This is a genomic window from Tersicoccus mangrovi (assembly GCF_036881825.1).
GTDB classification, from domain to species: Bacteria; Actinomycetota; Actinomycetes; order Actinomycetales; family Micrococcaceae; genus Tersicoccus; species Tersicoccus mangrovi.
Genome location: NZ_JBAJMW010000017.1, coordinates 1 through 2,910, shown reverse-complemented (window position 1 = coordinate 2,910; position 2,910 = coordinate 1). Strand labels below are relative to the sequence as shown.

The 2,910-nt window shown below is 75.9% G+C and carries 3 protein-coding genes; all 3 read left to right on the top strand.

What is annotated here, in order from left to right:
• Window positions 1-81 precede the first annotated feature (81 nt).
• Genes V6N00_RS17170 through V6N00_RS17160 form a run of 3 tightly spaced genes read left to right on the top strand, consistent with a single transcriptional unit; the run spans window position 82 to window position 2,832 of the window.
• Window positions 82-1,089, top strand: coding sequence for a helix-turn-helix transcriptional regulator (locus V6N00_RS17170; protein WP_334234322.1), 1,008 nt, complete (start codon window positions 82-84; stop codon window positions 1,087-1,089).
• Window positions 1,090-1,099: 10 nt separating this feature from the next.
• Window positions 1,100-1,897, top strand: a complete 798-nt coding sequence (locus tag V6N00_RS17165) for a fructosamine kinase family protein (protein ID WP_334234321.1) — start codon at window positions 1,100-1,102, stop codon at window positions 1,895-1,897.
• Window positions 1,894-2,832: a putative protein N(5)-glutamine methyltransferase gene (locus V6N00_RS17160; RefSeq protein ID WP_334234318.1), complete on the top strand. Its 939-nt coding sequence runs from the start codon at window positions 1,894-1,896 to the stop codon at window positions 2,830-2,832. The genes V6N00_RS17165 and V6N00_RS17160 overlap by 4 nt, the downstream gene beginning before the upstream one ends.
• Window positions 2,833-2,910 lie beyond the last annotated feature (78 nt).

Below are 2,910 nucleotides of genomic sequence, written 5' to 3'. Positions count from 1 at the left end.
ATCGTGCCGACCAGGAGCCCGTTTCCTCACCCCCACCCCACCGTCGGCAACGTCATGACCCACAACACCTAGGCTGGGGGAGTGATCCAGACGTCCGCCCGCCTGCTGGCCCTGCTGTCCCTGCTCCAGGTGCGCCGCGAGTGGTCCGGGCCCGACCTGGCGGATCGGCTGCAGGTCACCGAGCGCACCGTGCGGCGCGACGTCGACAAGCTGCGCACCCTCGGCTACCCGATCCGTTCCTCCCCCGGGGCCTCGGGCGGCTACCAGCTCGGCGCGGGAGCGAACCTGCCGCCCCTGCTGCTGGACGACGACGAGGCCCTCGCCGTCGCGCTCGGGCTCAACGCCGTCTCGATCAGCCCGGTCGCGGGTGTCGGTGAGGCCTCGGTGCGGGCGCTGGCCAAGCTGCAGCAGGTGGCCCCGCCCCGGCTGCGCGGCCGGTTCGCGTCGCTGCGGGACTCCGTCTCCGCCCTCGGCGGCCCGTCGGCGCACATCGACGCGACCGTCCTGACGGCGATCACGACCGCCATCACCGACCGGCGGGTGCTGCCGTTCGACCACGTCGGCCGCGACGAGACCCCCACCCGCCGGCTCGTCGAGCCGTACCGCCTCATCGACGCCGGACGCCGCTGGTACCTCGTCGGCTTCGACCTGGACCGGGACGACTGGCGCACCTTCCGGGTCGATCGGATCGAACGCACGGGGACGCCGCGGGCCCGGTTCGCGCCGCGTCCACTGCCGGCCGCGGACCTGACCGACTACGTGCAGCAGACCATCACCCGCTCCCCCTACCGGTACGACCTGTGCGTGCGGATCGGCGCCCCGGTCGAGCGGGTCACCGAGCTGCTCGGCCCCCTCGTGGCACAGGTCGAGGCGGAGGACGGCGGCAGCACGCTGGTCAAGGTCGGGGCGGACTCGCTGGACTGGGCACTCGCGCAGTTGATCGGCACCGGCGAGCCGTTCACGTTGCTCTCACCCCCGGAGCTGCTCGAGCGCGCGCGTGAACTCGCCGGCCGGCTGGCGTCCGCCGCGACCGAATCGAGACCTTCCAGCCCCTCCTCCCCCGTTCCCCCGGACGCTGCCCGGACCTAGGCTGGAGCGCGTGCCCACCTTCCGCAAAGAGCGCTCCGGCGCGCCCCGCGGGTTCTTCGCGTGCGAGGCCGCCGGCCTGCGCTGGCTGGCCGCCGCGCACGGGGTCCCCGCCGTCGAGGTCCTCGAGGTGGACGAGCAGCACCTGCTCCTGGACGGGCTGGTCGAGGTCGCGCCGACCGCCCGGGCCGCGGTCGAGTTCGGCCGGGGCCTCGCCGCGACGCACGACGCCGGGGCGGCGGCGTTCGGCGTCCCGCCCGCCGGGTGGCACGGCGACGGCTTCTTCGGACCCATGGACGACCCCCTGCCGATGCCCGCGGCGGCCGAGGAGAACTGGGGCGCCTTCCTCGCCCGGGCCCGGCTCGAACCGCTGCTGGACCACCCGCGCGCTCACGACGCGTTCGCTCCCCGCACCGTCGCCGCCATCCGCGACGTCGTCGACCGCCTGCTCGACGGCGACTTCGACGACGGGGACACCCCCGCGCGCCTGCACGGCGACCTGTGGAGCGGCAACGTCCTGTGGACGGCCGACGGCGTCACCCTGATCGACCCGGCCGCGCACGGCGGCCACCGGGAGACGGACCTGGCCTTCCTCGCCCTCTTCGGGTGCCCGCGGTACGACGAGGTGCTCGCCGGCTACGAGGAAGTACACGCGCTCCGGCCCGGCTGGCGGGCGCGGATCCCGCTGCACCAGCTCCACCCGCTGATGGTCCACGCCGTGCTCTTCGGCGGTGGCTACGCGGACCGGACGGACCGTGCGGCGCAGGCCGCCCTCGCGCTGCCCGGGGTCGCCGCGGGCCGGCGTCGGTGAGCGAGGCCGTCACCGGCTCGCTCCGCGAGGACGTGGTCGCCCGGCTGCGTCGCAGCGGCTGCGTCTTCGCCGAGGAGGAGGCCGACCTGCTGCTGGCCGCCACACCGGACGGGGCGGCGCGGGAGGAGCTGGTCCGGCGCCGGGTGGCCGGCGAACCGCTCGAGCACCTGCTCGGGTGGGCCGAGTTCGGGGACCTGCGCGTGGCGGTGCGTCCCGGCGTTTTCGTGCCCCGCCGCCGCACGCTCCTGCTCGCCCGGCTCGCCGAGACCGCCCTGGCACGGGCGGAACGCACGGTGCACACCCGCCCGGTGACGGTGCTCGAGATGTGCTGCGGCGTCGGAGCGATCACCGCCCGGCTCACGGCCCGGTCGGCTGCCTCGCCCCGGGCTGCCGCATCCCCGCCCCGGCTGATCGCCGCCGACATCGACCCCGACGCCGTCGCGTGCGCCCGCCTCAACGCCCCGGACGCGCTGGTCGTCGAGGGCGACCTGTTCGCGGCGCTGCCCGCCGACCTGGCCGGCACGATCGACGTCGTCGTCGCCAACGCCCCCTACGTGCCGACCGCGGCGATCGGCTCGATGCCGCCCGAGGCCCGCGACCACGAGCACCGGGTGGCGCTCGACGGCGGCGACGACGGCCTCGACGTCCACCGCCGCATCGCTGCGGAGGTCGGCCCCTGGCTCGCCCCCGGCGGCACCGTCATCGTCGAGACGAGCGTGCGGCAGGCGCCCACCAGCGCCGCCCTGTTTCGCGCCGCCGGGCTGCACACCCGCGTCGTGCGGGACGAGCGGGTGGAGGGCACCGCCGTCGTCGGCCGAACCCGGCACCGCTCGACGGACGGGGCGGCACGCGAGCACGCCGCAGGTCCGACCACCGATTCAGCCCGCCGAGAAGCGGGCCGCCCCCACGACGGGGCCGCCACGGGCGCCGCCTAGATGTAGGAGGTCATGACGTTGGCGACGCGGGTTGGGACGCGGGAGGCGGGTGGCTGGTCGGCGCAGGCGGTGTGGGGT